General features: G+C 66.6%; 25 protein-coding genes and 3 pseudogenes. 16 read left to right on the top strand and 12 right to left on the bottom strand.

Going from position 1 to position 26,479, the window contains the following annotated elements; genetic code table 11:
* Positions 1-158: 158 nt before the first annotated feature.
* From purU to MOQ72_RS32345, 5 genes are read right to left on the bottom strand one after another with little or no spacing between them, the layout of a single operon-like run.
* Positions 159-1,046 carry a formyltetrahydrofolate deformylase gene (gene purU / locus MOQ72_RS32365; protein ID WP_242189558.1) on the bottom strand — a complete coding sequence of 296 codons (888 nt, stop codon included), beginning with the start codon at positions 1,044-1,046 and terminating at the stop codon, positions 159-161.
* Positions 1,043-1,957 carry a bifunctional 5,10-methylenetetrahydrofolate dehydrogenase/5,10-methenyltetrahydrofolate cyclohydrolase gene (locus MOQ72_RS32360; protein ID WP_242189557.1) on the bottom strand — a complete coding sequence of 305 codons (915 nt, stop codon included), beginning with the start codon at positions 1,955-1,957 and terminating at the stop codon, positions 1,043-1,045. The genes purU and MOQ72_RS32360 overlap by 4 nt, the downstream gene beginning before the upstream one ends.
* On the bottom strand, positions 1,954-2,601 hold the full coding sequence (locus tag MOQ72_RS32355; protein ID WP_242189556.1) for a cyclodeaminase/cyclohydrolase family protein: 648 nt from the start codon (positions 2,599-2,601) through the stop codon (positions 1,954-1,956). The genes MOQ72_RS32360 and MOQ72_RS32355 overlap by 4 nt, the downstream gene beginning before the upstream one ends.
* 14 nt (positions 2,602-2,615) lie before the next feature.
* On the bottom strand, positions 2,616-3,953 hold the full coding sequence (locus tag MOQ72_RS32350) for an aminomethyl transferase family protein (protein ID WP_242189555.1): 1,338 nt from the start codon (positions 3,951-3,953) through the stop codon (positions 2,616-2,618).
* A 48-nt stretch (positions 3,954-4,001) separates the two neighbouring features.
* Positions 4,002-4,853 carry a methylenetetrahydrofolate reductase gene (locus MOQ72_RS32345; RefSeq protein ID WP_242189554.1) on the bottom strand — a complete coding sequence of 284 codons (852 nt, stop codon included), beginning with the start codon at positions 4,851-4,853 and terminating at the stop codon, positions 4,002-4,004.
* 174 nt (positions 4,854-5,027) lie between these two features.
* Between MOQ72_RS32345 and MOQ72_RS32340 the strand changes: the two genes are divergently transcribed.
* The 4 genes from MOQ72_RS32340 (at position 5,028) to MOQ72_RS32325 (ending at position 9,989) form a co-directional block, all read left to right on the top strand.
* The gene (locus tag MOQ72_RS32340) at positions 5,028-5,624 is read left to right on the top strand and encodes a MarR family winged helix-turn-helix transcriptional regulator (RefSeq protein WP_242189553.1); all 597 of its coding nucleotides are present in this window, start codon (positions 5,028-5,030) and stop codon (positions 5,622-5,624) included.
* Positions 5,625-6,197: 573 nt separating this feature from the next.
* Positions 6,198-7,820, top strand: a complete 1,623-nt coding sequence (locus MOQ72_RS45360; protein ID WP_504981324.1) for a sigma-54-dependent Fis family transcriptional regulator — start codon at positions 6,198-6,200, stop codon at positions 7,818-7,820.
* 88 nt (positions 7,821-7,908) lie between these two features.
* The gene (locus tag MOQ72_RS32330; RefSeq protein ID WP_242189551.1) at positions 7,909-9,345 is read left to right on the top strand and encodes an aldehyde dehydrogenase; all 1,437 of its coding nucleotides are present in this window, start codon (positions 7,909-7,911) and stop codon (positions 9,343-9,345) included.
* A gap of 17 nt (positions 9,346-9,362) precedes the next feature.
* Complete coding sequence (locus MOQ72_RS32325; protein ID WP_242189550.1) at positions 9,363-9,989, top strand: alcohol dehydrogenase catalytic domain-containing protein; 627 nt, start codon at positions 9,363-9,365, stop codon at positions 9,987-9,989.
* A gap of 243 nt (positions 9,990-10,232) precedes the next feature.
* Here MOQ72_RS32325 and MOQ72_RS32320 read toward each other — a convergent pair whose 3' ends face one another.
* Positions 10,233-10,727, bottom strand: coding sequence for a MarR family winged helix-turn-helix transcriptional regulator (locus MOQ72_RS32320; protein ID WP_242189549.1), 495 nt, complete (start codon positions 10,725-10,727; stop codon positions 10,233-10,235).
* A 422-nt stretch (positions 10,728-11,149) separates the two neighbouring features.
* Between MOQ72_RS32320 and MOQ72_RS32315 the strand changes: the two genes are divergently transcribed.
* The 6 genes from MOQ72_RS32315 (at position 11,150) to MOQ72_RS32290 (ending at position 17,405) form a co-directional block, all read left to right on the top strand.
* On the top strand, positions 11,150-11,728 hold the full coding sequence (locus MOQ72_RS32315; RefSeq protein WP_242189548.1) for a VOC family protein: 579 nt from the start codon (positions 11,150-11,152) through the stop codon (positions 11,726-11,728).
* An 80-nt stretch (positions 11,729-11,808) separates the two neighbouring features.
* Positions 11,809-12,813: an iron-containing alcohol dehydrogenase gene (locus tag MOQ72_RS32310; RefSeq protein WP_242189547.1), complete on the top strand. Its 1,005-nt coding sequence runs from the start codon at positions 11,809-11,811 to the stop codon at positions 12,811-12,813.
* The gene (locus tag MOQ72_RS32305) at positions 12,810-13,883 is read left to right on the top strand and encodes a maleylacetate reductase (protein ID WP_277955003.1); all 1,074 of its coding nucleotides are present in this window, start codon (positions 12,810-12,812) and stop codon (positions 13,881-13,883) included. Before MOQ72_RS32310 ends, MOQ72_RS32305 begins: the two co-directional genes overlap by 4 nt.
* A gap of 34 nt (positions 13,884-13,917) precedes the next feature.
* Positions 13,918-14,418, top strand: coding sequence for a hypothetical protein (locus MOQ72_RS32300; protein WP_242189545.1), 501 nt, complete (start codon positions 13,918-13,920; stop codon positions 14,416-14,418).
* 32 nt (positions 14,419-14,450) lie between these two features.
* On the top strand, positions 14,451-16,076 hold the full coding sequence (locus tag MOQ72_RS32295) for an FAD-dependent monooxygenase (RefSeq protein WP_242189544.1): 1,626 nt from the start codon (positions 14,451-14,453) through the stop codon (positions 16,074-16,076).
* A gap of 396 nt (positions 16,077-16,472) precedes the next feature.
* The gene (locus tag MOQ72_RS32290; protein ID WP_242189543.1) at positions 16,473-17,405 is read left to right on the top strand and encodes a dioxygenase family protein; all 933 of its coding nucleotides are present in this window, start codon (positions 16,473-16,475) and stop codon (positions 17,403-17,405) included.
* A 484-nt stretch (positions 17,406-17,889) separates the two neighbouring features.
* Here the strand turns inward: MOQ72_RS32290 and MOQ72_RS32285 are convergent, their stop codons facing one another.
* The 4 genes and pseudogenes from MOQ72_RS32285 to MOQ72_RS32270 all read right to left on the bottom strand — a co-directional run.
* Positions 17,890-18,729: a patatin-like phospholipase family protein gene (locus tag MOQ72_RS32285; RefSeq protein ID WP_242189542.1), complete on the bottom strand. Its 840-nt coding sequence runs from the start codon at positions 18,727-18,729 to the stop codon at positions 17,890-17,892.
* Between the two features lie 46 nt (positions 18,730-18,775).
* On the bottom strand, positions 18,776-19,000 hold the full coding sequence (locus tag MOQ72_RS32280) for a non-oxidative hydroxyarylic acid decarboxylases subunit D (protein ID WP_242189541.1): 225 nt from the start codon (positions 18,998-19,000) through the stop codon (positions 18,776-18,778).
* 12 nt (positions 19,001-19,012) lie between these two features.
* Complete coding sequence (locus MOQ72_RS32275; protein ID WP_242189540.1) at positions 19,013-20,437, bottom strand: non-oxidative hydroxyarylic acid decarboxylases subunit C; 1,425 nt, start codon at positions 20,435-20,437, stop codon at positions 19,013-19,015.
* 18 nt (positions 20,438-20,455) lie between these two features.
* A pseudogene (locus MOQ72_RS32270) lies at positions 20,456-21,052 on the bottom strand (non-oxidative hydroxyarylic acid decarboxylases subunit B); the annotation flags it as partial.
* Between the two features lie 71 nt (positions 21,053-21,123).
* Between MOQ72_RS32270 and MOQ72_RS32265 the strand changes: the two are divergent.
* The 3 genes and pseudogenes from MOQ72_RS32265 to MOQ72_RS45775 form a co-directional block, all read left to right on the top strand.
* Positions 21,124-22,014 carry an AraC family transcriptional regulator gene (locus tag MOQ72_RS32265; protein ID WP_242189538.1) on the top strand — a complete coding sequence of 297 codons (891 nt, stop codon included), beginning with the start codon at positions 21,124-21,126 and terminating at the stop codon, positions 22,012-22,014.
* Between the two features lie 529 nt (positions 22,015-22,543).
* On the top strand, positions 22,544-23,122 hold the full coding sequence (locus tag MOQ72_RS32260; RefSeq protein ID WP_242189537.1) for a VOC family protein: 579 nt from the start codon (positions 22,544-22,546) through the stop codon (positions 23,120-23,122).
* A 273-nt stretch (positions 23,123-23,395) separates the two neighbouring features.
* A pseudogene (locus tag MOQ72_RS45775) lies at positions 23,396-23,842 on the top strand (patatin-like phospholipase family protein); the annotation flags it as partial.
* Between the two features lie 36 nt (positions 23,843-23,878).
* On the opposite strand, the gene MOQ72_RS32255 reads toward MOQ72_RS45775, so the two are convergent.
* Together MOQ72_RS32255 and MOQ72_RS32250 are read right to left on the bottom strand one after the other, a co-directional pair.
* Complete coding sequence (locus MOQ72_RS32255; protein ID WP_242189536.1) at positions 23,879-24,151, bottom strand: hypothetical protein; 273 nt, start codon at positions 24,149-24,151, stop codon at positions 23,879-23,881.
* A gap of 173 nt (positions 24,152-24,324) precedes the next feature.
* Positions 24,325-24,663, bottom strand: a complete 339-nt coding sequence (locus MOQ72_RS32250) for a hypothetical protein (protein WP_242189535.1) — start codon at positions 24,661-24,663, stop codon at positions 24,325-24,327.
* A gap of 39 nt (positions 24,664-24,702) precedes the next feature.
* On the opposite strand from MOQ72_RS32250, the gene MOQ72_RS32245 reads away from it, so the two are divergent.
* From MOQ72_RS32245 to MOQ72_RS32235, 3 genes and pseudogenes are all read left to right on the top strand, one after another.
* Positions 24,703-24,960 carry a hypothetical protein gene (locus tag MOQ72_RS32245; protein WP_242189534.1) on the top strand — a complete coding sequence of 86 codons (258 nt, stop codon included), beginning with the start codon at positions 24,703-24,705 and terminating at the stop codon, positions 24,958-24,960.
* Between the two features lie 48 nt (positions 24,961-25,008).
* Positions 25,009-25,296, top strand: a pseudogene (locus MOQ72_RS46010) (C40 family peptidase); the annotation flags it as partial.
* A 182-nt stretch (positions 25,297-25,478) separates the two neighbouring features.
* Entirely contained in the window at positions 25,479-26,468 is a 990-nt protein-coding gene (locus MOQ72_RS32235) for an alpha/beta fold hydrolase (RefSeq protein ID WP_242189533.1), read from the top strand.
* The last annotated feature ends 11 nt before the right edge of the window (positions 26,469-26,479 follow it).

The following is a 26,479-nucleotide window of genomic DNA, read 5'->3' as shown; positions in this document are numbered from 1 at the left end:
TGCCTTTGCCTTTGGTCCCGTGAGGTGCGGCACGCGGTGGCGGGGCTCCGCGGTCGTGCACCAGGTGCGACCCGCCAGTGTGAAACGGACGGTGCCCGGCCTGTGTGTTCGAAGCCGATGAGGCTGTCGAGCACACAGGCACGGACCGTCCAGGGCGGTCACGAAAATACGACCGTCTTGTGCCCGTCGAGCAGCACCCGGTTCTGCGTGTGCCACAGCACTGCACGCGACAGTGCCAGGCATTCGGTGTCGCGGCCCAGCTTGGTCACGGCGGTCGCGTCCATCGTGTGGTCGACGCGGGCCACGGCCTGCTCGATGATCGGGCCCTCGTCCAGGTCCGAGGTGACGTAATGCGCCGTGGCGCCGATGAACTTCACGCCGCGCTCGTAGGCCTGGATGTACGGCCGGGCGCCCTTGAAACTGGGCAACATCGAGTGGTGGATGTTGATCGCCCGGCCCTCGAGCGCCTTGCACAGCTCGGGCGAAAGGATCTGCATGTAACGCGCGAGCACGACAAGGTCGATGTCCAGCTCGTCAACCAGCTGCAGGAGTTTTTGCTCGGCCTCCGGTTTGGTGTCCTTGGTGACCGGTACGTGATGGAAGGGGATCCGGTAGTGGTCGGCCATGACGGCCAGGTCCGGATGGTTGGACACGATGGCGGGGATGTCGATGTCCAGGGCGCCAGAATTCGCGCGGAACAGCAGGTCGTTGAGGCAGTGCCCGTACTTGCTGACCATGATCAGTACGCGCGGCCGCTCGCTGGTGGCGTGCATTCGCCAGGTCAGCGACAAATCGGCGGCGGTTTCCGCGAACGCGGTGCGCATCGCCTGCAGGTCGAGCTCGCCGCCGCCGACCGGCGCGAACTCCACTCGCATGAAGAAGCGGTTCACGTCCCGGTCGGTGAACTGCTGACTCTCAGCGATGCTGCAGTCGTGCTCGACCAAGAAGCGTGACACCGCGTACACGATGCCGGCGCGGTCGGGGCAGGACAGGGTCAAGGCGAAGTGGTCAGGCCGCTCGGGAGCCGTCGCGGTGGGGGCGTTCATGTCAGGAAAGCCTTTCGAGCGTGATGGGTGGCTGCGAGGACGGTGTTGCGGATGAGCCAGACGTCGGTGACGGGTCCGACTCCGCCCGGGACTGGAGCGATCGCCCGAGCGCGGGCGCGGGCTTCCTCGAACTCGACGTCGCCCACCATCCGGACCTGTCCGGTATCCGGGTCTTCGCGCGGATTGATACCGACGTCGATCACGACCGACCCAGGCCGGACGTGTTCCGCGCGGATCAGCCCGGCCACTCCGGCGGCGACGACGAGCACATCCGCCTGCCGGGTGTGCCAACCCAGCCGCCCCTCCCGGCTGGCCCATTCGTCGACCGACATCACGGCGGCTTCACGGTCGTAGGCCAGCGAGATCGCGGGCTTGCCGACGTTGTTCGAGCGGCCCACGACCACGATCAACGAGCGGTGGTAGAAGCTGGCCCGGTCCTCGCCGACCTCGTCCAGCCAGGTGTCGAGCAGATGGAACACCGACGCCGCGGTAGATGGGACGAACCGGGGTGTGCCCAGCGCCAGCAGCCCGGCGTTCTCCGGGTGGACCGACTCGATGTCCTTCTCCGGGTCGAGCGCACGGAAGACCTCCACCTCGGAGATCTGCGGGGGCAGCGGCCGCAGCAAAAGAACACCGCTGACGGCGGGGTCCCGGTTAAGCTGCTCGATCCTGGCCAGCAACTCGCCCTTGGGCGTGGTACTGGGCAGGAGCACCTCCTTGTAGGCCACACCGAGCTCCTTGGCGATCCGGCTGATCCGCCGCACGTAGGCGACGGAGCCGTAGTCGTCGCCGACCAGGACCGTGGCGAGCCCGCACTGGGCGCCGGAGTCCGCCAGGGCGGCGACTTCGGATGCCACGTCGGTTTTGAGGGCATGCGCGATCTTGCGCCCGTCGATGATCTGAGCGGTCATAGGTGCACGTTCCGAGATGGTGTGGATTCCGGGCTGGTGATTTCTGGGAGGCCGGCTACGCGCGCCGCGGCGGCGCGGGCGGTGGCGGCCAGCTCGGCGCCCCGCGCCGTTCGCGAGTCGTCGGGGCGAGAGCGGAGGTTCTCCGCGACCAGCGCGGCCGCGGAGGTCGCGACGGCGCCACCGAGCTGTGCCGCGATGAGGGCGTCAGAGTGGAGCCGAAGATTGCCGGCCTCGGCGAGCTGTTCGCCGAGGCCGGCAATCTCTGCGGCGATCTCGGCGAGGGCGAGGGGGACGTCGGCTGCGGTATCGAGCGCGGCGTTAATAGCCGTCCTTCGTCCTGCGGTATCAGGCTGCTTGGGCAGCGCAGCGGCGTCCAGGTAGCGCTGGTAAGCGTGGGCGTCGTCGTCGGCGAGCCGCTGCGCGGCACGGCGCAGGTCGTCCGCCCTGGCGGCTGCTGCGGTCGGATCGAAAGGGCCGCCCGCAGCGGAATATCGAGCAACCATCGCTGCGAGGCCCGCAGCCAGTGCCGCCGCTAGCCCGGCGACGGCGCCGCCGCCGGGGGTCGGGGCATCCGAAGCCACGGCCTCGGCGATTACGTGGAATGTTTCGCTTGCGAGCTCGGTGTCGGCGCTGGTAGCGGTCACCGCGTACTCCGTTCCTACTCGGCGAGCGAGGTCGTGCTGACCGTCGCGCGGATCTCGATCTGCCGGTGCGCCTCGACGATCGGCTTGGCGGTGTCATCCGGTTCACCCCAGACGACGGTGACCTCACGCCCGTCCTGTACGTCGGCCTCGTCGATCATGGCCAGCGAGGACCAGCTGCCCACGTTGGTGGTGTAGCCGCTGTAGGTCGACAGCCCGACCTGTCGTCCGTCGACGTGTACGACGTCGAATGGGCAGGTCGAGTACACCGAGGAGGGCACACCCAAGCGCTTGGTTCGGTCTGCGCCGCCGAAGTAGCTTCGGGCGATGGCAGTGGCTACGTCGTCGTCGTTCCAGCGCAGCCAGACCTTCTGCCGGTGCGGCTGGTCGGCCAGTTTCTCGAGGGCTTCGCGGCCGGTGAAGTCGTGGTCGAACTTGACGTGCCGGCCGTACCCCAGGTCCCACGGCGTCTGGTAATAGGCCTCGATGGAGTCCGCGACGTAGCTGCCGCCGAGCGAGGCCATGCCTTCCCAGCTTGTCCCGAGCAGGTACTCGCGGTACGGCCGCAGAGCGTCCCCGGAGTAGATCGCAGGGGTGGGCGAGGGGATCCAGCCGCTCTCGGTCGGTGTGGTGGCGTACGAGAGTGCACCCCCCTCGCGAAGCCCGAACTCCTCTCCGGCAATGAGTAACGCCTCCTTGACCTGCGCGGAGAACTCGGACGGACCGGTGATCTCCAGGCCGGTGTGCCGGGACATCGTGTGATTGAGTGCACGAACCCGTACGCCGGCGATCTCGAAATGCCCGATGTTGAAAAACTTGACTTTCGGTAGTGCCTTTCCGTACGCCTTGGCCAGCACGTCCAGTGCGGTCGGGCCCTGCAGCTGGTAGCGAAAGATCAGCCGCTGACCGTTGCGCTCAAGGCTGCGTACGTCCCGCGTGACCTCGATGTCGAAGTCCCCGGTCTCGGCGCGGTATGCGGCGTAGTTCGGGGCCGACGGCCGCCCGACCAGGCTGAACTCCTCCTCGCCCAGACCGAACAGGATGCCGTCGCCGATCACGAATCCGTCGGGGCTGACCGTGACGAGTTGCTTGGCCTTGTTGGGTCCGAATGTGGCGAAGCTGTTGACCGCGATCGAGGCGAAGAATTCCTTCAACCGCGAGCCGCGGAAGTACACGTCTGTCATGTGGAACGACTGGTCGAACAGGACTGCGGTGTTGTTCCACGCGCGCTGCTCGTCTCCCCAGTTGGAGAACTCGTTGGGGATGGGGAATTCGTAATGTCCTGCGGGAGAGTTGCGCATCATCGCGACCGGGTTTCCGATGCGCTGGATCTTCTGCTCGAGACTCTCGGGCATGGTTGGTCCTTTCAGCGGCGACGTTGCCTGGGGGGTTGGGTGCCTGTATCAGGCTTGGCGGCCGGCGAGGCGCTGCTGCCATTGCGCGGTGGCGCCGACCTGGTTGAACGAGAACATGTGCAAGCGCTCGACGTTCATTTCCGGCGCGGTGAGAGCCGGCCCCATGTCGGCCAGCAGCTGTTCGGGGCGGTAGGCCTTGCCGCGCAACAGGTTTCCGACGAGACCGTGTTGCTTGGACAGGTAGCGCAGCGAGGAGCCGACGCCGATCTTGAGCGAGACCTCGGCGAGTTTGCGGGCTTGCATGGGAGCGGCCAGGCCGATGTGCAGGGGCAGCGTGATCCCGCCTTCGCGAGTGGCGCGCAGCCAGCGCGTGAGGGTCTTCGGGTCGAAGCAGAGCTGGCTGACCATGTAGTGCGCCGTCGGCTGCTTGGTGCGTAAGGCGTCTGCGAGCACGTCGTCCGGGATTGCGGGGTGGCCCTCGGGGTAGCAGGCGACGCCGATGGAGGTCAGCCCGTGGTCGAACCCGGCGAGCGAGTCCAGGAGTTCCGCCGAGGAGGTGAAGATCCCTGCGGTCTCGGCCGCATCTCCAGCGATGACGTAGAGGTCGGTTACGGCGGCCGCCTCCAGCCGGCGGACGAACTCTTTGAGTTCGGCCTCGTCGGTGACCTGCCGCGCGGCGAGGTGGGGGATCACGGTGTAGCCCGCCGCCGCGGCGTACTCGGTGGCCGCCAGCGTCCGGTCCAGGCCGAACTTCGGTGAGCAGGTGATCGTGACGGTGGTGCCCTTCGGGACCTCGGCGAATTTCGCTTCGTAGCCCTTGATCGGGATGATCTCGATCTTGGCGTCCCGGACGAGTGTGCGGATCTCGGCTGTGGTGCCAACTGTTTCGCGTGGGCTCATCGACCCCTCCATGCGGTTCGAGTGGCCGGCGGCGTCTCGTCGTACTTGAGCCTCACGTGAGCGCAGTGGTCATTAGCGAGAGTGCCGTCGCTACCTCATACTGTTTCACAGAAAAGTTTTTCTGACAACTATCTTGGAACGGTGATGACGATGTATGGCGCTAGGCTGAGAGCCATGGCAGGGACAGGCCGGAAGTCGGCAGGGCGCGACAGGGGACGGGACCTCGTCGACGGGATGACGACCGGGTGGCGTCGGGAGATGCCGGAAGTCGACCTGGCAGTCGTGGAGTTGACTCGGCGAGCCGCGCGGCTCGGAGTGATCCTGCAGGATCGCCTGGCCGGCTGCCTGGAACCCTGGAACCTCACTCAGGCGGACTTCAACGTGCTCAACGTGCTGCGCGGCTCGGGCAGCCCCTACGAACTGCGGCCTTCCGATATGCACGCACGCCTGATGCTGACCGCTGGAGGGGTGAGCAACGTCCTGGGCCGGTTACTGCGTGCCGGACTGGTGGAACGCCGTCGGGATGAGAGCGACGGGCGCGGTCTGTGGGTCCGGCTCACAGCCAGCGGCATCGAAACCGCTGAGGCCACCATGCGGGCCTGGGTGGCCGAGCAGGAACTGCTTTACCGGGACGTCACCGAGGCGCAGGCGCGATCGGCGTCATCGGCGCTGCGCGAGGTGCTACTGGCGCTGGGAGATTACGAGCCGCCCCCGCCGCGCCCCCGATGCCCGCTTGCCGACACTCCGGTGGACGGTGCCGACAGTGCCTGACTCGGCCCGATCGATCGTGCTGTGTCGGCGAGCGGTGTGCGCTGCGCGCTACCTTGCGGCACATGCAAGTGACAACCGAAGCCACGAGCAGGGTGCGGCCATTTCGTCCGGCTAGTTTCCGTCAACGGGATGGTTGTGGTGCCGTGCGGTGCGAAGAAGACCCTCGCCGGCATCCGAGGCGCTGAAGCCGTGGACGCAGTGGTGGTTCCGTCGCCGCTCGTCTTGCATGATCACCGGATTCGGTGGCGGGCATTGTCGATCACATTCTTGCGCGGGCGCTGGACCAGACGGCCCTTTCTGTGAACCTGATGATCGTCGACCTGCTGCGCAACGACCTTTCCCGGGGTGCGAAACCGGGTCCGTGTGGGTGAGCGACCTGATGGCCCGCGACCTGGCAGTTGCCCTCGATGGTGCGAACGACGGTCCGTCCGGGTATCGGCCGCCTGGACCTCGTCCGCGTCCTTCCCCTCAGGCTCTTGTCGCGATGGACGCTTTCGTGTTCGTCGGGATCGAATCGGCCGGAAGCACTATCGTCACTAGATAGTCGTTGTACAGGTAACGAGCGAGGTCGTTATGAATATCGAGCGAGTCGCACCGCTGCGACCTGAGATCGCCCGGTCGTGGCAGCGTGTCCAGGCCGTCGGTCTCTCGCCGGCAGCGCCGGCGGAACCCGTGCCTGTAGACGTCGATTCCGATGGCGCCCTGCTGCGGGCTGCCACCCCGGTACTCGATGACGCCGCCGACAAGCTCCGCGACACCGCCTTCGCGCTCGTCCTCGCCGACCACCGCGGTCGGCTGACCGACCTGCGTTTCGGCATTCCGTCGTTGGCCGGGCGCATGGAGCGCCTTGGGGCCGTACTGGGCGCGACCTTCAGCGAGGACACCACCGGAACCAACTCGATCGCCACCACACTCGAAGAGGGCAGGCCGGTCGCCGTGGCAGGCGCAGAGCACTACCTGGCGTCCTTTCGTGACTTCGCCTGTTATGGCGCCCCGCTGCGTAGCCCGACCACTGGCCGCATCGTCGGCGTCTTGGACCTGACTTGCTCGATCCTGGACGCGGGCTCCCTGTTACGACCGTACGTCGATCGACTCGCCAGGGACATCGACGAGCGCCTGCGAGACGACGCGAACGGCCCCAATCACCGCCTGCTGCGTGCCTTCGAGGCGACGAATCGTCGCTCCGCCGGGCCGCTGGTCGCCTTCGGTGCGGAGGTCACGCTGGCCAACCGTGCCGCTGCAGACCTGCTCCGACCGGCAGACCAGGCGGCCCTGCGGGCATTGTCCGAGGACATGGTTGGACGCGCGGAACAGCGCTCGGTGGAGCTGGTGACCGGCGGCTCGATCGTCGTGCGGATGGACCGGCTCGACGGTGGCGTCTTGTTGGCTGTGCAGCCAGCGGAGCGACCTGCCCCGATCCCACGAGCGCGTCGACCGGTGCCGGCCGACTCCGCGGACTGGCACCGGCCGCTGCGCCCCGAGCTGGAACGGTACCGGGACTCGTCCGTGCTGGTCGCGGGCGAGGCGGGTACCGGACGCAGCACGGTGGCCGCCGCGCTCGCGGGGAACGGTGGGGCCGTCCTCATCGACGGGGCCGAGGCCACCCCGGCAGAGCTCGACACCGCGTTCGCAGAAGCGCCCGGCACTGTGCTGTTGGAGCACGCGGACATGCTGCCCGTTCGGCTGGTCCCGCGGCTAGCCCGGCTGCGGGGCACCTCGCGGGTGATCATGACCTGCGGGCCCGCGGCGGATCTCGAACGGGCTTCGTTGTGGGCGCTGTGCCCGGTCCGGCTCACACTGACACCACTGCGCGCCGAGCGCTATCGCATCCCGGCGCTGGCGGAGGCGCGGCTCCGGGAGGCCACCGGCGGGCGCGCGCGGTTCACCCTCGGCGCGCTGCGGGTGCTCGCCGCGGCGGAATGGCCCGGAAACCTCGCCGAGCTGGACGGAGTGATCGACTACGTCGCCGCCCGACGCGGGAGCGGTGACGTGACGGAAGCCGACCTGCCCCCGGGCCGGCGCCGCCCGGAGTCCGGACCGGTCGAGGGGACACTCTGGCAGGCGGAACGAGACGCGATCGTCCGTGCGCTGCGGGACTGCGCGGGCAACAAGGTGCATGCCGCCGAACGGCTGGGCATCAGCCGCACCGCGCTCTACCGCCGACTTCGCGTTTTGCGGATCGAACCCACCCGCTGAGTCCCTCCCGGACTGTGCGTGACGCGCACAGTTGCGTTCGGCCCCGTCTGCGACGGTAGTCGACACGTTCGACGAAGGGGTCGCTCACGTGAACCAAACGCAGGATCAGCTGTTCATCGGCGGTCGGTGGGTCGCACCGGCCGGTACCGGCACCATCACCGTCATCTCACCGAATACCGGCGAGCCGGTCGGCTCCACGCCCGACGGCACGGAAGCTGACATCGACGAGGCCGTCGCCGCCGCCCGCGAGGCCTTCGACGGTCCGGCAGGCTGGAGCCGGGTACCGGCGGCGGAGCGCGCGAAGGTCCTCCGCCGGTTCGCAGACGCCATCGAGGCACGCAAGGACACCATCGCGCAGACCGTGTCCGCCCAGAACGGCATGCCCATCGCCGTCGCCGGGCAACTCGAGGCTGTGTTCCCCGGGCTGCTGCTGCGCTACTACGCGGACCTGGTCGAGAACGCCGGTCCGGACGTGCGACAGGGGATGCTGGGCGGACAAATCGACGTCCGCCGAGCACCGGTCGGGGTCGTTGCGGCCATCGCGCCCTGGAACTTCCCGCAGACGCTGTCCATGTTCAAGATCGCGCCGGCGTTGGCCGCGGGATGCACGGTGGTGACGAAGCCATCGCCGCAGACCGTCCTCGACAGCGCCCTGGTCGCGGAGGCAGCGATGGAAGCCGGGCTGCCCACCGGCGTCCTCAACATCATCCCGGGCGGTCGCGAAGTGGGTGCCCACCTCGTGGCGCACCCCGGGGTCGACAAGGTGAGCTTCACCGGCTCCACCGCAGCGGGCCGGCAGATCGCCGAGACCTGCGGGCGGCTACTGCGCCCGGTCACTCTGGAACTGGGTGGCAAGTCCGCCACGATCATCCTCGACGACGCGGAGCTCGACCTCGCAAAGATCGGCGCGGACCTGTTCGTGTCCACTTTGGCCAACAACGGCCAGACCTGTTTCCTCGCCACCCGCATCCTCGCCCCCCGCAGCCGGTACGACGAGATCGTCGGCCTCATGTCGACCTTCGCCGGGTCGATGAACGTTGGCGACTCGCTCTCCCCGGAAACCCAGATCGGCCCGCTGTCCAACCAGGCCCAGTTCGACCGAGTCACCGACTACATCGCCAAGGGCAAAGCAGAGGGTGGCCGGGTCACCGTCGGCGGCGAGCAGCTCGACCGACCGGGCTACTTCGTGGCGCCCACGGTGTTCGCCGGCCTCGACAACAACGCCACGGTCTGCCAGGAAGAAATCTTCGGGCCGGTCCTCACCGTCATCCCTTACTCGGACGATGACGAGGCCGTCCGGATCGCCAACGAGTCCGACTACGGCCTCGCCGGCACCGTCTGGACCAGCGACCCCGAGCGCGGGATCGCGGTGGCGGACCGGCTGCAGACAGGCAGCGTCGGCGTCAATCGGTACCTGCCGGACCCGGTTGCACCCTTCGGCGGGGTGAAGGCCAGCGGCATCGGGCGGGAGCTCGGACCCGAGGGCCTGGCCCCGTATCAGCAGCTCAAGTCCATCTACTGCTGAGCGTCGAGGAGGACATCGTGCATACTCGTGGTTCCATTCTGATGAAGTCGCCGGGCAAGTACGAGACAGTCGACTTGGAGGTCGACGACCCGCGCGAGGGTGAGATTCAGGTCCGGATGGTCGCGTCGGGTCTCTGCCACTCGGATGATCATGTGGCCACCGGGGACGTGCCGGTGGGGATGTATCCGTTCGCCGGCGGGCACGAGGGCGCGGGCATCGTCACGAAGGCCGGGCGCAACCACAAGGGCATCAACGAGGGCGACCACGTCGTGTTCTCCTTCCTGCCCTCGTGTGGGTACTGCCGGTGGTGCGCCTCCGGGATGCAAAACCTCTGCGATCTCGGCGCAGGCCTGCTCGCCGGGTCCCGATGGGGCGACCCAACCGATTTCCGGCTCGCACTGTCTGATGGCGGCGGCCCGGTCGGGCAAATGTGTGGGATCTCGACCTTCGTGGAGACCACGACGGTGTCGGCGGACTCCGCGGTGAAAGTGCCCGACGACGTCCCGCTGCAAAGCGTCTGCCTACTTGGTTGCGCGGTGGGCACGGGCTGGGGAGCGGCGGTGAACTCCGCAGAGGTCCGGCGCGTCGACGGCGACAATGACCCGACAATACCTACGATCTACTCCTTCCGGCTCGCCAGTTGATCATCCATTCCGATTCCGGCCACGGACCGAGCTTCCAGCACCGAGGCCTCTTTGTGGTGCAGGCGCTGGAGTTCCTCCGATCCTGACGAGAGATCCACTCGCCGGATCGGTGTCGCTCGCCCGATCCGGCGGAGCCACGTTCTGGCGGGCGAGTGAACCCTCCGGATGAGCGGGCAGAACCTTCGCGGCGGTGGGGGAGCCGGCGGGGTCGCCATGGGCGCCGAATCCGTCGCCGTGAAACCGTCAGGCGCCCGCTTCAGTAGCCGTATCCGGACCCCCGGGGCCATCGCACGTCGAGGGCGGAGTGGATTGGCGGATGTGCGCCCAGAGCGGCAACATCCGGTCTATGTCTTCTCTTTGGAGGTGCTGCACGAACATGCGGCGCACGCCTTGGAAATGAACGTCCATCGCCGCGTCGAGCTCTCGTTGACCCTGTGCGGTGAGCTGAGTCGTCACGGCTTGGCGGCCGGCGGTCGTGAGTCGCCGGACCAGCCCTCGCTCCTCGAGGCGGGTGACTATGCGGGTGACGCCGCCGGGCGTGACCAGGACCGCGCGGGCCAGATCGACCATGCGGCACTGCCGCTCTGGCGTCCGCCAAAGCTGGTAGAGCACATCGAACTCGCTCAAGGTAAGGCCCGTGTTCTCGCGCAGCTCTCGCTCCAGTGTCGGCAGGATCGTCGTCTGGACTTCCAGCACTCCGCGCCACGCCAGCAGTTCCCGCCGGGTCAGATGCGGCACGTCCTTCTCCTCGATGTCCGGGGGGGTGGCGGCCGCGCATGGCGCCGGCCGCTGACGCTCGGGCTGAAGCCTGGGGGCACGCTTCCGGACCCGGTAGGCGTGTTGTCGGCAAGCGGCGGAGCAGTATCGGGGCGGCCGTCCCGTGTTGGGCGCGACGATGGGTTTGTCGCAGACGCGGCAGGTCGTCGTCGGCACGGGAACCTCCTTGTGACGAAACTCGGTCATTTTGAGGTTACGTCACATCGCAGCAGGCGGCGTACCGCGGGCGGAACTCAGGTGTCAGGCCGTGCGGCAGGCCTGAATCGAAACATCAGGGACTCCTGATCCAGATTTATTGACGCAGAAATATCTTCTCCGTAGTGTGAAGCCCGTCATAGGTCAGCGTTGGAGCTGGCCCGACACCCTTGATCAGGAGGTATGACATGGGAATTCGGACGTCCGGCTGTCATCACATGGCTTTCGTCACGAACAACATGGAGGAAACGGTCAAGTTTTATAACGGCCTCCTCGGGTTTCCGGTGGTGGTAACTCTCTCGCTGCCGGACCCGGATCCGTTCCCGGGTGCGGTGCCCGGCAACCTCGGCGGGAGCCGTCACTATTTCTTCCGGATCAGTGAGCAGGACACGATCGCGTTCTTCGAGTTCAAGGATGTGGAGGTGCCGGCGGACAACTCGTTGCTGGGTGCGGGCAACCACCTGGCGATCACGGTTCCCTCCGAGGCTGAGCTGCAAAAGGCGAAGCAGCACCTCGAGGACAACGGCGTGAAGATCAAGAGCGAGCTGGACCACGGGTTCTGTCACTCGATCTACTTCGAGGACCCCGTGAACCAGATCGCGCTCGAGTTCGCGACGTGGCAGCACGCGTGCGATGAGGAGGAGCCGTTCCTGCAGGATCCGGAGCCGGTCCCGGCGGCGCTGGCCGCCATCGGTCAGGAGCGCTATGACCGTTACCAGCTGCACTACAACCCGGACGGTCACGGCGGCGAAGGCCCGCGCGACTGACTCGCCGGACTGACCGAGCCCGCCGGCGTGCCCGGACCGACCACGGCGCCTCGCGGTGCCGGGGAAGCGAGGAACTCCGCATGAGCGGAACCACGGAGGAGAACCAAGCTCTCCCGTCCGCACACCTTTTGACAGGTGGCAATTCGCTGGAGCAGCTTCCGGAGATCGTCGATCGCCTCGGTGCGCAGAAGGCACTGCTGGTGGTCGGTCCAGGATGCGCTGCGCCCGCCGAGCGAGTGAGGAATCTGCTCGGCGGGCGATCGACGGGCAGCTTCACCGACACGGTGGCCCACGTGCCGTCGTGGGAAGTGAACCTCGCGGTCGCGTCTGCTCAGGAAGTGCACGCCGACTCGGTGATCGCCATCGGCGGTGGATCAGCCGCCGGGTACGCCAAGATCGTCGCGCTGGCACTGGGACTGCCGTGGATCGCCTTACCGGTGACGTTATCCGGCGCGGAGATGACCTCGCGCTACTTCGTCACGACGGGAAGGGGCAAGGAGAGCGGGCAGTCGCAGCGATGTGCCGCGCGCGCGGTGGTCCGCGATCCGGAACTGCTCGATGCGACGCCCGTGCGCGTGCTCGTGTCCAGCGGCATGGCTGCCGTGGGAGCATGCCTGGAGATCCTGGCCGGCACAGTGTCGGTTCCGGCGGAGGCAGCGAGCACAGCACTGCGCGTGCTGTGGGAAACACTGCCGCTGTTGGTGCGTAACCCCGTCGATCGCGAGTTGCGTGAACGTGCGCTCGAAGGCGCCGCGCTCGCCGGGGCGGCGCTGGAGGCTGCCGGGCCCGGCCCGGCGCAGCTCGTCGCCGAGGATCTCGGCGCGACCCACCGCATCGACCATGGATCGCTGATCGCTTGTCTGGCACCACATGTGGCTGCCGGAACCGATCTCGCGGGCCGGGTCCCGGCGGCGGAAACAACCCGGGAGTTCGCCGCCTCCCTCGGCCTGCCGGTCGACCTCGGCTCCGTGTGTCCGCCCTTCGATGCTGAGGCCCTCGTCGCGCGGTTGGCCGGCAGGCCTGACCTGGATGGTCACGTGGCCGTCGACTCTTTGCGCTTGTTGCTGAAGGAGGCCATGCAATGACTTCATCGACTCACAGCCACCCGTTCGAGTATGAGGCGCGCCCGGTCAGGGTCGTGTTTGGCCCCGGGCGCCGGGCTGAAGTGGGTAACGAGGTCGATCGCCTCGGTCTCTCGAAGGTCATGCTGATCGCCGACGGCAACACCCCGGGCGCGCGAACACTCGTCGACGTGCTCGGTGACCGGCTGACGAGCTGCTGGGACGAGGTGGCCCAGCACGTGCCGCTCGAGCTGGCCGAGCGTGCCGGCAAGAGAGCAGCCGCCGATGGCGTGGACGGCCTGGTGAGCTTGGGCGGAGGATCGGCTACTGGCCTGGCCAAGGCGATCGCCCTGGACACCGGCCTGCCGATCGTCGCTGTTCCCACGACTTACGCCGGGTCGGAGCTGACGCCGGTGTTCGGCACGACGAGCGCCCACCACAAACGCACGGGGGTCGACGAGCGGGTACGCCCGCGCGTCGTGATCTACGACCCCGAACTGACTGTCGGGCTTCCACCGGCGCTCACCGGGCCGAGCGCGTTCAACGCCTTGGCGCACTGCTTGGCCGCCCTCTGGTCTCCCGACGGCGACCCGCTGACCTCGGCGCTGGCGGCGGACGCGGTCCGCATTGTCACGACCAGTCTGCCGGAGTTGGCGAGCGACCCGGCCGACCTCGAAGCGCGATCCGGGCTTCAGTACGCGGCGTTCCTGGCCGGGACGGCATTAGGACGAACCGGTACCGGTCTGCAGCACAGGATCTGCCACCTTCTCGGCGGGAAGCTGAACTTGCCGCACGCCGAAACCCACGCGGTGATCCTCCCGCACGTGGTGGCGTTGAATGCCCCGGCGGGTCCCGAATGGGTCGCCCGCCTGGAGCCGTTCCTGGGCTCCGACCCGGCGCTGGGCCTGTGGGAACTGGCGAGGCGGTCCGGTCTGTCCACGAGCTTGTCCAGACTTGGAGCGACAGAGGAAGACGCGCATGAGGTGGCCGGCCAGGTCGCGGGCTCGCCCAACCCGGTCCCGGTCGAGGCGGCTGCGGTCGAGGCGTTGCTCGGGCGTTCTCTCGACGACCTTCCACCCTCGGTGGGCCAGTGAACGTGCACTCGCGGGTCCTCGGTGGGGTGGGCCAGTGGCCGGAGTCTGGCTCGGCGGTCTGGTGCGCGGTCTTCTCGACGGCGGATTTCGGCCGGCCGGAGTTCGGCAGACCGTCGGGACGGGTGCCGGTGCTGCCCTGGCCGCGTGCCTGGGCACGGAGGTCGGGCTCGACGGTTTTGCCGCCCTGATGGCTGAATACGCTGCTCGTTGCTGCGGTGTGCGGGTGAGATCCCGGTTCGCCTGGTTTCCGGCAGGAGTCTGGCCGCCGGCCGTGCGCATCGCAGCGTTCGGGCACGGCTCCAACTGGGTCACCGTACCGTCGACGCTCGGCCGCGAGATGGCGATACTGCGCCAGCTCGGCTGCGTGGTCGAGGTCGTCACAACTGACCCGGGTGAGCTCGGCGAGCTGATCGAGGTCGATCGTGACCCGACCGTCACGCCCGGCGCGGTCGAGATGGCCGCACAGCTCGGCAGGAATCGCGCGAACAGTTGTCTTATCGCCTCCCGGCCCGGCTTCGCGGCCGAACCGGGCTGAGTGTCGTTATCTCCTACTCGGAAAGGAATCCCATGCTGGACCACAATGGTGTGGCCATCGTCGGAGCGGGCCCGGTGGGGCTCATCGCCGCGCACGAGCTGGCCAGGCGCAGCGTACCCCTGCGGCTAATCGACAAACGGCCTGGTCCCTCGCATACGACCCGGGCTTTCACATTGCACGCCCGGACTATGGAGATGTTCGAGCACATCGGCGTTGCGCACCGCATCGAGGAAGTCGCGTTACCGTGCCCTGGCAACGTGTACCACTTTCCCGGGATGAGTGACGAAGAGAAGCCCCGCACGGATTTTCGCGGGCTCCCGACACGTTACCCCTTCTACTACAAGATCAACCAGAACGACTTCGAACAGGTCCTGCGCGAGCATTTGTGTGCCCATTACGGGATTCGCCCGGAATACGGCCAGGAGTTCACCGACCTGGAGCAGGATGCCGACGGCGTCACGCTCTCGGTACTCGACAAGGCATCAGGGGAGGTCTCCCCGCACCGGTCCGCGTGGGTGATCGGCAGCGATGGTGCGCACAGCCGGGTCCGGGACCGGGCCGGCATCGACTTCGTCGGAGACAAAGTGGGTGTCATGGCGATGATGGACGTCGAGGTGGAAGATTTCCCCCATGACGATTCGTGGGTGAACTACTTCATCGGCGAATCACTGTTCATGTTGGTGACCAAGCTGCCCGGCAAGCTCTGGCGGGTTTACCTCAGCGACGCGGGCGCGATGACCCGGGCGGACGACCCTCGTGCGTCGTTCCAGGCGGTGGCCGACAAGATCGGGATCGGCATGCGGATCGGCGAACCGCGGTGGGCGACCCAATGGGAGATCCTCAACAGCGTGGCCGGCAGCTACCGCGCCGGTCGGGTCCTGCTCTGCGGCGACTCCTCGCACGTGCACTCCCCGGCGGGCGGTCAGGGCATGAACGGGTGCATGCAGGACGCTTTCAATCTCGGCTGGAAGCTGGCCGCCGTCGTTGACGGGGCCGCGCCCGAGACGCTGCTGGATTCCTACGAGGCGGAGCGCCGGCCGATCGGCGAGCAAATCACCGCGGGTGCCAAGTCCACCCACGACATCGTGATGGCCTTCGGTCAAGGGCTTGAAGACCGCATCGCGCTCACTCGCGAACCTGGCTGGCAGCAGCGGACCGTCGAGCTGATCTCGGGGCTTTCGCACCACTACCGCGATGTCGTCCCCGCCCCGGACGTTCCCGCGGTCGCGGGGCCACAGGCCGGTGACCGCGCTCCGGATGCGCAGCTGGTCATCGAGCCGCGGAAGCGACTTTTCGACCTGTTCCGCCACTGCGGGTTCACGTTGGTGCTGGTGCCGCGAAAGGGCGTCGCTGAGGACGTCGAACGCGCTGAGCGGGTCGCCGAACACATGCGCGCCGCCTTTGGGGACCGCGTGTCGTCCATTCTGGTCATTGACGAGCCGACGACGGCGGCCTTCGATGAGGATCACACCATCCCGGACCAGCTCGGGGAGCTCGTGAAGCGGTATGCGATCGGTCGTGGTGAAAACCGGGCGATCCTCGTGCGGCCGGACATGTACGTCGGTGGCCACACCCGACTGGAGGACGCCGAATCTCTAGTAGGCCAGGTTGGTCAGTGGTTGACGCCCCGGGTGGGCGTGCCAACCGGTGTGCGTTGAGGGACTGTGGGCGATGGTTGTTTGACCGCGGCGTCGGCCTGGCCGGCGAGGCCGGATATCGAGCGGGGCCGGCGAGCGGATCCGGCTCGGTGGTGAGCACGTCTCTCGGGGGCGTAAACCGAAATTCCGGTCGCGGAACCATTTCACAGATATCCGTGGCGGGACGTTGGGCAATGTCCGTATGTCCGACTTGTTGGGGTTGCGGCTGTCGCCCCGCAGCCGGGATCCGGGCAAGATCTCCCTGTATCGCACGGAGGCTTCGCGGAGATGGGGTTCCCTCCGGTCGGACGCCTGCTGAACCCGTGGATCGCTACGGCGTTGTGCGATTCGCTTTGTCGTCGTGGATTACACCCACGGTGCTGAACCAATTGGCTGGAAAAGACAAGGAGTACGACGATGGCGGACCATGAACACGGGACCTCGACGACGAGCGAGCAGATCACCGCGGAGGTGCTCGCAGCGATCCAGGGCACCGGCGCCGACCGTGCAAGGGTCGTGCTCACCTCGCTCATCCGGCACGCGCACGATTTCGCTCGAGAAGTCCGCCTGCAACCGGACGAACTGCTCGGGGCAGCCGACTTCCTGCGACGATGCGGCGAGATCAGCGACGAGGCTCGGCACGAGCTGATCCTGCTGTCCGACGTGTTGGGTATGACCATGGTCGTCGACACGATCGCCGCCGAGGTGCCTGATGGTGCACTCGAGACCAGCGTGTTGGGCCCGTTCTACCGCGCCGGATCCCCGTTGGAGCCCAACGGGGCGAACATTTCCCGTGGCGGCTCTGAGGACGGTGAACCCGCGCACATCCACGGCCAGGTGCTCAACTTGCGCGGCGAGCCGATTGCGGGCGCCGAGCTCGATGTGTGGGGCACCAACGCCAATGGCTTGTACGAGAACGTCGATCCCCTGCAGCCGGACTACAACCTCCGAGGCCGGTTCCGCACGGACGAAACCGGAGCGTACGACCTCTGGACTGTCAAGCCGGTCAGCTATCCCATTCCTGCGGATGGGCCGGTCGGTGACCTGTTGAGGGTTACGAACCGCCACAACATGCGGCCGGCGCATTTCCATGTCATTGCCACCGCCGACGGATACCGGACGATCGTTACCGAGCTTTACACGGATGATGACGAATACCTGTGGACAGACGCGGTATTCGGTGTGAAATCGTCGCTCGTGGTGCATTACGAGCGGATCGACGATCCCCGCCGGCTGGCGGCCGCCGACCGTGCTGAACCCTATTGGGACCTCCGGCACGACTTCGTCCTCGCCCCCGGTGAGAGCGGCGAAGTATCCTTCAGCACCGGACGTGAGGCGGCTGGGCGATAGCACCGGGACACCGACCGGGCAATTCCACCGCTATGGAGTCAATTACCGCGGCGAGCCCGCATTTCCGTGATTTGCCTGCCCGATGTCCTGGGTGCCAGAGCTGAGGGCGTTCTCACGTCATGGCCCTGACAACAATGGGCCGGCCGTTACCCGCCAGGACATCGCCGCGAAACCGTCCGCGATCACCGCTGGTTCCCTTGGGGCGACGGCCTGGATTGCGTTGTCCGCGCTGGCCTTCCCGGCGAGCTTTCTGGACCAGCTCGCCGGGCCTCGGCGCTACTCACCTGCGGTGTGCGGCGTCGCGTTCCTCGGCCTTGGCTCGTTTCGACAGCAGCAGGCTCAACCGTGAACATGTAACCGGTGCCCGTGCGCCGCGTTGCCACCGACGCCGATCAGGTCGACGTCCGGTGCGGCCCGTTCGGCCCCGGGCGCAGCACACTCGGCGTGCCGCCACCAGATCACGTGTGTCGGGACAACCGGCCTGTCAGTCGCTCCACCACGTCCGAAGGTCGGCGGCGATGTCGCGTGCCTGGCTTGCTCCGGCCGTTGCCGCCACGTCGACGAAATGCGGATCGAGCAGGTCGGTAGGCGCCGTGTAGAAGGGGGCCGCGGTGACGACGCGGACGCGGTATCCGCGTTCGTGGAGGATCGCCTGCTCGCGCGCGAGATCGTCGGAGGGCATGGGCGCCACGATGAGTACCTTGTCCGGCCCGGACTCGTGGCCGTCGAAGTCGATGAGCAGATCGGCGTTCGTGCCGGAGCGCACGCCGCCGTCGACCCAGACCGAGTCGGCTACCGCGACCGGTGGCGCGGCACCCGGCGCCGCTGTCGAACACGACACGGCGACAGCCAGCGAAATGCCGTCCTGCGCCGACCACGCGTGCGCGAGCCCGGTGTCGGCGTTCACCGCCACCGCCCGCAGCTGGCGCGGCCAGGCTCCATCGGGCAGAGCCGCCTTCCACAACGCCTCCGCCTCATCCGCCGACACCGGCGGTATCGCCGCTATCGCGGACTGAGCGATGCTCCGTGCGGAATCGCTGTCCCGCCCGGATCCTGCCGCCATCCGTTGCAGAAGACTCTTGTCGCCCCGGCCGGATCGGGCGTTGTCGGCATGCCAGGTTGCCCGCGCACGCATCCGCTTGGGTAGTTCAGGCAGACCGTCCGGCTGGATCGTCAGCCAGGCGCCCACCACCGCGCCGGCCGATGTGCCCACCACTGCATCGGACTCGCCCAGTGGCAGTCCGGCGGCTCCCAGCCCATCCAGCAGGGCTGCCGTCCACGAGGCGCCGACGGGACCGCCGCCGCCCAATACCAGTGCGTTCATCGACTTGGTCCTTCCTTCGGACAAGGGCGTTGATTCATGGCCTCGATCACAGCGCGGGTATCGACGGAATCTCGGGTGCGCTGAGGATCGCCTCCGGCGACATCTTGAAGCTGTCCGGATAGGCGCCGGGCTCGGTGCGGCGTGCGGGCTCGCTGGTGCGCCAGCCGTACAGACATCGTTGGCATTGCAGCACTTCCCAGGATCCGGCGACCGGTGAGGTGTACAGCAGGTCGATGACATCGTGTGCGCAGCGCGGACACTTCCGTTGCATGGAATGATCTCCTCACGATTGCGCGGCGAGTTGCCGCAGCCTGGCCAGCCACTCCGCCGCTTCGGGCAGGTCGTGCACCTGGTTGCCGTAATTGCCCCGGTTGTCGGGAGACACCGGCGTGGTCGCATCGATGATCAACTTGTCCACCACACCGGGTATGTCTGCCTGCGGCGCGAGTTCCATCACCGGCGAGTGCGGGACGACGACGAGGTCGTGTGCGGGATTCATTTTCGTCGACAGCGCCCACATCACCTGCGGCAGATTGAACGGATCCACATCCTCGTCCACCACGATCACGGTGGCCGCGTAGCCAAGCCCGTGCGGGGTGGTCAGTACCCGCAGGCCTACCGACCGGGCGAAGCCGCCGTATCGCTTGGCCGTCGACACGATCACCACCAACCCGTGGGTGTACATCGCGTTGACCGCGCGCACTTCCGGGAAATCGGCCTTGAGTTGACGATAGAGCGGAGCGCAGGTGTTGGCCGCGATGAGGTAATCGATCTCGGTCGGGGGCGTGCCCAGGTAGAGATGCTCGAACACCGGTTTGGTGCGGTAGGAGATCCGGTCGACCCGGATCATCGGCATCCGCCTGCCGCCCGAGTAGTGGCCGGTGAATTCACCGAACGGTCCCTCGATTTCGCGCTGGCGCCCTTCGACCACGCCTTCGATCACGACCTCGCTGCCCCACGGGACCGGAAGCCCGGTTAATGGCGCGGTGGCGATTGGTGCCGGCCCGCCGCGCAGGGCGCCGGCCAGTTCGTATTCGTTCTCGTCGTAACGCATCGGCGTGGCTGCCACGATGGAGATCACCGGTTCGTTGCCGATGGCGATGGCAACCGGGAGGTCTTCCCCTCGTTCCTCGGCCTTGCCCAGGTGCAGCGCAATGTCGTGCACTGGTACTGGTTGCAGTGCCAATCTCGCGCGCCCCTTGACCTGGATCCGGTAAATGCCGACGTTTTGCTTGCCGCTGTTGTCCGGGTCGTCGGGGTCTTTGGAAACGACGGCTGCTTTGTCGATGTAGAAACCGGCGTCGCCGTCGTTGAGACGGACCAACGGCAGCACCTCGAAGAGGTTGACATCGGCGCCGGTCATGGTGTTGTGCGCCCACGGCGGATCGGCCCGCCACTCCGGGGCCACGGGAAACTGATCCCAGCGCTGGACGAATTCCCGGATCTGGTCCTCGACACCGGTCTGTTTGGATAGTCCGAGGGCCAGCGCGTGGTTGGCCCATGAGCCGTGCACGTTCATGGCGATGCGAGCATCGGTGAATCCAGTGATGTTGTCGAAGTACAGAGCAGGTGCGGCATCCCCCATCCGGGCTGCGGCGTTCGCCGCCGCGGCCACGTCGGGTTCGGGCCGTACCTCGTCGGTGACACGCAGGAGCTGACCCTCTTCGTTCAGGGCGTGCAGAAAGCTGCGCAGGTCGTCATAAGGCATATCGATTTCCTTGGGGGGTCAGACGCTCAAAGTCCTTGCGGCGTGCATGCCCTGCCAGCGCTTAGCCTCCGGCGCGGGCAGATCGAACTGGTCGAGAACCCGGACAGCGATGTGCTCCACGATGTCCTCCACGGAGGAGGGACGCTGATAGAAGGCCGGCATTGGCGGCACGATCTGCACGCCCATTCGGGCCAGGGCGAGCATGTTTTCCAGGTGGATCTCGCTCAGCGGTGACTCCCTGGCCACCAGTACCAGCTGTCGACGCTCCTTGAGTACGACATCGGCGGCCCTGCCGATCAGGGAGTCGGCGTATCCGGCCCGGATACCGGCCAGGGTCTTCATCGAGCACGGCACAACGACCATGCCGTCGACCCGGAAGGAACCGGAGGAGATCGCGGCACCCTGGTCGTCAGGTGGATGCACAAAATCGGCGAGAGCGCCGACCTCACGCACACTGAGGCCGGTCTCGAATTCGATCGTGGAGCGCGCCCAACGAGAAATCAGCAGATGCGTCTCCACGTCCGGCATCGCACGCAGGCGCTCCAGCAGTCGTACGCCGAGCACGGCGCCGGTCGCCCCGGTCATGGCCACGATCAGTCGCATTGTCGGCTCCTTGACATTTTCGGTCGAAACAAGTCGAGGCTATGATGCGCCAAGGGTGTCTACTCGACTTTTGGAGACACAACGTGGTGAAAAACGGACAGCGTGAGATCACCGAGCTGCCGTATCGCGCCGGCGTCGGAGCGCCACCGGGTGTAGAGGTGGTCGATTTCCCTGGGCTGGTGGCGAGAGCTGCCGGGCATGGCGTCGACCCGTACGAGCTCCAGCGTCCTGGGTTTCACAAACTGATCGCGGTACGGTCCGGCACACTGCGATGCTCGCTGGACTTCACGGATTGCGAACTAGGCCCCGGTAGCTGGCTGTGGGCCCGGCCCGGACAACTGCACCGCTACGACTCGGACCTCTCCGCCGCCCAGGGCCGGGTCGTACTGTTCCTGCCCGGCTTTCTCGACAGCACCACAGCAGAGAACGCCGGAGTCGACCGAGGCGTCTGGCAGCCGCCATCGGTACTGGCCGACGCCGAACGGCACACCCTCTGGCAGACGTTGGACCTGCTTGAAGGTGCCTATGTGCAGTGGGCCGTGAGACCATCGGACATGCAGGTGGAGCTGCTGCGGCACCTGCTGGCGGCTCTCGTACTGCAGCTGGCGGCCGTCCCTGGTATGTATCAAGATCCGATCGGCGGAGATGCGTTCGCGCGCTTTCAGGCCGCAGTCGAGCAAGGCTTCGCCGATACGCACCGCGTAGCGGACTATGCCGCGCAGCTCGGGTACAGCGTGCGGACCCTGACAAGGGCCAGTCAGGCGGCAGTGGGTTGTGGCGCCAAACGCTTCATCGACGAGCGTGTGCTGCTGGAAGCCAAGCGCCTGCTCATTCACACCGATCTGACCGCGGCATCGATCGGCCAGCGGGTAGGTTTCCCCGGGGCCACGGTGTTCACGAAGTTCTTTCGCCAACACACGAAGCAGACACCAACCGAATTCCGTGCGCAGGGGACTTTTCCGACTCGGTCTTGAGTCAGGCCAAGATCGGCCGGGTGGTGACTGGTAACGCTGCCAACGCATTGATGAGCACCCGGCTCTGCCGCGATTTCCGCCGGCGTCACCGCCGACCGCGGCTCCGGGAGTCGGGTGCGCAGAGCTAGCGGTGCACCGACACACAGACGGACACCGTGGCCCAACGCGAGATGTTTGTTGGGTGACCGCGTGAAGTCGGGCGTTTCTGGCTGGGGGCCACGACATGGCGTCCCGGTTGGCCGCCAGTGCGCCCACCACCACCGTGTCGCCCGACTCGATCGTCAAACCGGCGATGGCAAAGGTCTGCACGGCAACCCCCCGGACCTATGCGTGACGAAAGTACCTGCGGCCCAGTTACCTCACGCGCATTTGGCTCAGTGGTGCGAAAGAAGATCACGCGAGTGGGCTGGCATCCAGGACGTAGAGCGACCCTCGAATCTTGTTGACTTAGAAATAAGATAGCACTAGCGTGACCATGTTGCCATGAGGCGACCGTCTGGGTCATCGAAGATGATGAACGGGAGACGACATGCGCGTCCGAACGACCGGCTGCCACCATATGGCTTTCGTCACGAACAACATGGACGAGACCGTGAAGTTTTATAACGGTCTTCTTGGGTTCCCGGTGGTTGTGACCCTTCAGCTGCCGAACCCGGACCCGTTCCCGGGCGCCGTGCCGGGCAACCTCGGCGGCAGTCGTCACTACTTCTTCCGGATCGGCGAGCGGGACACCATCGCGTTCTTCGAGTTCAAGGACGCGGAGGTGCCGGTCGATAACTCGTTGCTGGGCGCTGGCAATCATCTCGCGATCACCGTTCCTTCCACGGCAGAGCTGCGGAAGGCCAAGGAGCTCTTGGAGGACAACGGTGTCGAGGTCAAGTTCGATTTGGACCACGGCTTCTGCCGTTCGATCCACTTCGACGATCCTATCAATCAGATCGCGCTCGGGTTCGCCACCTGGCAGCATCCGTGCGACGAGGAAGAGCCTTTCCTTCAGGACCCGAACCCGGTGCCGGCGGCGCTGGCCGCGATCGGTCGGGAGCGATATGGCCGCTACCAGCTGCACTACGACCCGGATGGGCGCGGCGGCGAGGGGCCGCGCGACTGAGTTCGGCCCGCGTCACGGGCCTGGCGCAAATCCGGGCTGACCAGGTGGGCGCCGAGATACCGGCGGAAGAGAGAAATCACCTATGAAGGAAAACCAATGGTTGTCCACGATCCCGTGCACGACCTCCGGGGCGAGGCGGGATCGGGGTTATTCGAGGGCTCCGCTGGGTTTGCCGACCGTTTCGGATGCGCAAATCGTTAGCGATGATACTTCCTCAAACGATGGCAGCCGGCTCGACGTTCACCACCACGCACTGAATGGTGAGGTGCCGACGTGAAGGGATTTCCAGTGCACACACTGGTCCTGGGCGCGGGAGGTCCGGTTGGCGGTGCGTGGCTTGGCGGAGCAGTTTCCGGCCTGATGGCTGACGGCCTTTCGCTCACGGACGTGCCACAGATCGTAGGAACCTCAGCTGGCTCGGTCGTTGGCGCCTGGCTCGGCGCAGGAGCAAGCCTTGACGAGGCGACCGCTGCTCTAGCGGACCGAGCAGCCTGGCATGCAAATAGCCGTAAAATGACTTTCGACCACGTTGACCTCGACGCCGCCGACCAACTCTGGTCGCGTTGGCTACCGTCTGGTGGCTGGCCGAAAATGCTGCGAATTACCGCTGTCGCATTGCCAAGCAACAGGATAGCTGTCTGGTCGGCCAACGACGGCATACCGCTGGGGGCCGCGGTCGCCGCATCGACCGCAGCCCCGGGCGTGGCCCCACCCGTGAAAATAGCCCATCGGCTTTACGTCGATGGAGGCGTTCGCTCAATGACGAATGCGGATGTTGCCGCCAGCCGGATCGGCACCGACGAGGCAGGGGTTCTCGTTCTCGCCCCGCTCTTCACCGATGCCCTGACCAGGGAGGTCGAACTCCTCAGGGGGCTGGGCTGCGTGGTCCGGGTCATTACGCCGGATCGTGGCGACCTGGGTGGCGTCTTCGAGAACGGCGGAGTCGCCCTTGTCGACGCGGATCTCATCGAGCCTGCTGCACGTGCTGGTCGCCGACAGGCAGAACGAGCCCTGACCGAGTTTCCTCATGCCTCGCTGGTTGGGAGGTTCGCATGATCAGAAGGGACGCTCCCATGCGCGTCGTGGTGGTAGGCGCCGGCATCGGGGGGTTAGCCACCGCTGTTGCGTTCCGGGGGATCGGTGCGCAGGTCGAGGTGCACGAGGAGGTTCCAGCACTCGCCAGGGTGGGCGCGGGCTTACAACTAGCGCCCAATGCGACCGCGGCACTGCGCGGGCTGGGTCTGCTGGAGAAGATTTCGACGATCGCTTGTCGTCCCGAGTCCTGATGCAGCTTCGACGCCACGGACGGCGAAATGTCGCTCCGTCTGCCGCTGGATGACGAGGTGGAGGACAGGTTCGGAGCGCCATACCTGCATGTACATCGTGGGGACCTGCACGATGTGCTGCTCAGCGCTGTCGGGGACATCCATCTTGGGCACCGCGCAGTGGGCTTCGATCAGGTCGGGGACCGACTGAAGGTCCACTTTGGTGATGGCAGCAGTGCCACGGCAGACGTTGTGGTTGGTGCGGACGGCATTCATTCGACAGTCCGGGAAACCCTCTTCGGGCGACGGGAGGCGGTGTTTTCCGGTCTGGTCGCCTACCGCGGGATCGTCCCAGGCGACCGCGTTGCCGACACCCCGCTGGTGTCGGCGAAGTGGTGGGGCGGCGACCGGCACCTTGTGCACTACTGGGTCTCCTGCGAGGTGCGCCGTCCTCGTACGAGCGCGGTGCAGGGCGGCTCCCGCGCCAACGACTTCCTCCGCGGCACGAGCTCCGGTCTGAGTAGCGAGGACGTCTACGGCTACGACGCCTGGCAGGTCCCGATTCTCACCTGACCCACCATCTCGACAGCATCCATGACACGTCCCTCGGGAACACTCCACGGTCACGGCGGCTTCGACTCCTCAGGCCTGACGATGGCCGCCTGCCAGGCAGCCGGGATGAACCTCCCCAGAACTGTGCAAGAGCAGTGCAACGCCGGCCCGCGGGTGCCGAAGGACGGGCCGTTGGCACCCGGTGATCTCGTTTTCTACGGCACACCCGGCAACATCCACCACGTCGGGATCTGTATCAGTGCGGGAAAAACGATCAGTTCCCCGGACTTCGGCCGACCAGTCAAAGTGGACGATTATCGGTGGAAGGGTGACGACTACGCTGGAGCCAGCCGTCCGAATAGTCCACCATGCAACGAGGTTGTATCCGGCGTAACCCGAGGTTCGGATCGGCTGACGGGTTGGTCTGGGGGCCGCGCATCTGGTGCGGGCGTCCGAGGTGCGGCGTCTGGACAAGGCCACCGCAGTATTCGAGACGAGGCTAGAGGGCTGGATGACCGGTCCCTGGTGGCGTCGGCCCGATGACCGTCGCCACCCTGATCGCGCAGACGATCCAGGCAGCCCAGTTTCGGGAATCGACCAGTCGCCCGCACAGGCATTTGACTGATGCGGGCCGATCCCGATGCGCCCGACACTGGCTGAAACCAGACGCCGTCACAGAAGGGCAGAAAATGTCTGCTACCAACAAGGAAGCCACCACCAAGACCGTTCAGGTGGACGGGATTCCCTTCGCCTACCGCGAAGTGGGCCCGGCCACCGGCCTTCCAATACTGTTGCTGAACCACATCACCGCGGTGCTCGATGACTGGGACCCGGCCGTGATCGACGGCTTCGCGACGGAGCGGCGGGTCATCATGGTGGATCTTCGTGGGGTCGGCAGTTCCGGCGGCACGACCCCGGACAGTATCGAGGCCATGGCCGACGACGCGATCGCCTTCCTGGCCGCTCGGGGCCTGAGCACGGTCGACCTGATGGGCTTCTCGCTGGGCGGTATGGTCGCCCAGGTGATCGCGCAGCGGCGGCCCGACGTGGTTCGCCGGTGCATTCTGGCTGGCACCGCTCCCGCAGGCGACGAAGGTGCCGCCGCGTGGGGCGCAGTCCTGCAAGACGCCTTCGCGAAGGCGGAAGCCGAAGGCAAGCATCCCAAGCATTCGCTGTTCTTCTCACCGTCGCCTGCCGGCCAGGCCGCCGCGGCCGCCTTCCTCGCCCGCCTGGACGAGCGCACGCAGGACCGGGACACGCCCGTGTCGAACGAGACTATCGGCGCCCAGTTGGCCGCAGCCGCGAAATGGGAGCAGGGTACTTCGCCGGCCGGTCTGGGAAACGTGGACAAGCCCGTTCTCGTCGTCAACGGCGACAACGACATCATGGTGCCGACGATCAGCTCGTTCCACCTCGCACGACTGCTGCCCAACGCCGGACTGAGCATCTACCCGGACTCCGGCCACGGTGGCATCTTCCACCACCATGAACTGTTCGTGCGGCAGGCGCTGGAATTCCTCAACGCCTGATCCAGCGGGCG

It is taken from the genome of Saccharopolyspora soli, from assembly GCF_022678645.1.
Taxonomy (GTDB): domain Bacteria; phylum Actinomycetota; class Actinomycetes; order Mycobacteriales; family Pseudonocardiaceae; genus Saccharopolyspora; species Saccharopolyspora soli.
Note: the sequence above shows the minus strand (reverse complement) of the source record. Positions and strands in the feature narration are given on the sequence as shown.

Coding starts and splice junctions, on each gene's coding strand:
- MOQ72_RS45360 (WP_504981324.1), top strand. CDS start 6,198: ATGAATATCGAGCGAGTCGCACCGCTGCGACCTGAGATCGCCCGGTCG.
- purU (WP_242189558.1), bottom strand. CDS start 1,046: ATGAACGCCCCCACCGCGACGGCTCCCGAGCGGCCTGACCACTTCGCC.
- MOQ72_RS32255 (WP_242189536.1), bottom strand. CDS start 24,151: ATGAGGAAACTCGGTCAGGGCTCGTTCTGCCTGTCGGCGACCAGCACG.
- MOQ72_RS32340 (WP_242189553.1), top strand. CDS start 5,028: ATGGCAGGGACAGGCCGGAAGTCGGCAGGGCGCGACAGGGGACGGGAC.
- MOQ72_RS32305 (WP_277955003.1), top strand. CDS start 12,810: ATGACTTCATCGACTCACAGCCACCCGTTCGAGTATGAGGCGCGCCCG.
- MOQ72_RS32350 (WP_242189555.1), bottom strand. CDS start 3,953: ATGCCCGAGAGTCTCGAGCAGAAGATCCAGCGCATCGGAAACCCGGTC.
- MOQ72_RS32295 (WP_242189544.1), top strand. CDS start 14,451: ATGCTGGACCACAATGGTGTGGCCATCGTCGGAGCGGGCCCGGTGGGG.
- MOQ72_RS32310 (WP_242189547.1), top strand. CDS start 11,809: ATGAGCGGAACCACGGAGGAGAACCAAGCTCTCCCGTCCGCACACCTT.
- MOQ72_RS32250 (WP_242189535.1), bottom strand. CDS start 24,663: ATGAATGCCGTCCGCACCAACCACAACGTCTGCCGTGGCACTGCTGCC.
- MOQ72_RS32280 (WP_242189541.1), bottom strand. CDS start 19,000: ATGCAACGGAAGTGTCCGCGCTGCGCACACGATGTCATCGACCTGCTG.
- MOQ72_RS32360 (WP_242189557.1), bottom strand. CDS start 1,957: ATGACCGCTCAGATCATCGACGGGCGCAAGATCGCGCATGCCCTCAAA.
- MOQ72_RS32275 (WP_242189540.1), bottom strand. CDS start 20,437: ATGCCTTATGACGACCTGCGCAGCTTTCTGCACGCCCTGAACGAAGAG.
- MOQ72_RS32285 (WP_242189542.1), bottom strand. CDS start 18,729: ATGAACGCACTGGTATTGGGCGGCGGCGGTCCCGTCGGCGCCTCGTGG.
- MOQ72_RS32260 (WP_242189537.1), top strand. CDS start 22,544: ATGCGCGTCCGAACGACCGGCTGCCACCATATGGCTTTCGTCACGAAC.
- MOQ72_RS32315 (WP_242189548.1), top strand. CDS start 11,150: ATGGGAATTCGGACGTCCGGCTGTCATCACATGGCTTTCGTCACGAAC.
- MOQ72_RS32345 (WP_242189554.1), bottom strand. CDS start 4,853: ATGAGCCCACGCGAAACAGTTGGCACCACAGCCGAGATCCGCACACTC.
- MOQ72_RS32290 (WP_242189543.1), top strand. CDS start 16,473: ATGGCGGACCATGAACACGGGACCTCGACGACGAGCGAGCAGATCACC.
- MOQ72_RS32235 (WP_242189533.1), top strand. CDS start 25,479: ATGACCGTCGCCACCCTGATCGCGCAGACGATCCAGGCAGCCCAGTTT.